Source organism: Lacticaseibacillus zeae DSM 20178 = KCTC 3804 (assembly GCF_000260435.1).
GTDB classification, from domain to species: Bacteria; Bacillota; Bacilli; order Lactobacillales; family Lactobacillaceae; genus Lacticaseibacillus; species Lacticaseibacillus zeae.
In genome coordinates, this window is record NZ_BACQ01000089.1 from 1 (window position 1) to 782 (window position 782).

Annotated in this window: 2 protein-coding genes; both read left to right on the forward strand. The window is 44.8% G+C overall.

All coding sequences use genetic code 11. The features are described from left to right. Window positions 1-232: hypothetical protein (locus GSO_RS16155; RefSeq protein WP_044113034.1), on the forward strand; the 232-nt coding region annotated here is incomplete at its 5' end. A gap of 267 nt (window positions 233-499) precedes the next feature. Next, on the forward strand, window positions 500-782 hold a 283-nt coding region (locus tag GSO_RS16160), incomplete at its 3' end, for a cation:dicarboxylate symporter family transporter (protein ID WP_010493898.1).

The following is a 782-nucleotide window of genomic DNA, read 5'->3' on the forward strand; positions in this document are numbered from 1 at the left end:
CCTGTTAGGTGTTTCGATGTACGGATTCACTGGCAGCTTCATCGGTTTTCCATCATTTGCTGCTCCGGGTTGGGCACACAATCCAGGCAACTTTGCCGGATTCTGGATTGCTTCGGTTGTGACCTTGGTTGCCGCCTTTCTCTTGGTTTACTTCTTCGGTTATAAAGATGCCGATGCCAATGCGGCTAAGGCAGCACCTAAGAAGAAGCGCTTAGGTAAGACAGTTGAATAATGAGTTAAGGCTTCACTGAAAAGTGGTTCGAAATGACAATCGTGTCATTTTGGCAAAGAATCAAAGTCTAGAAGTCTAGTAGTAAACACCGATGTCGTTGGGCATCGGTGTTTTTGCTTGGCAAAAAAGCGGGGACGATCATGATCGGAGAAACGCCACAAAAAGTTGTGCCGATTTCGATAAAAATAACTTGCAGTCACCGCAGAATTAGGGCACACTAAAAAGTGTTCTCATTGAACGCTAATTTTTTATGGAGGAGGGGCCAAGATGTATAAACGGTACAAAGATGTGTCGCTGATTCTGAAAATTGTCATCGTAATCGTTGTTGGGGCAGTGTTAGGAGTATTGGTACCCTCCTGGTCCTTTATCGATATTTTAGGGAAGTTATTTGTTGGGGCGTTAAAAGTAATCGCGCCATTACTGGTATTTCTGCTGATTATGTCGGCAATTTCAAAATACCGATCCGGCTCGAAGAATCACTTTGGCACCGTGATCGTGCTTTACTTAAGTGCCACACTACTTTCGTCCATTGCGGCGGTCGCGGTTTCTT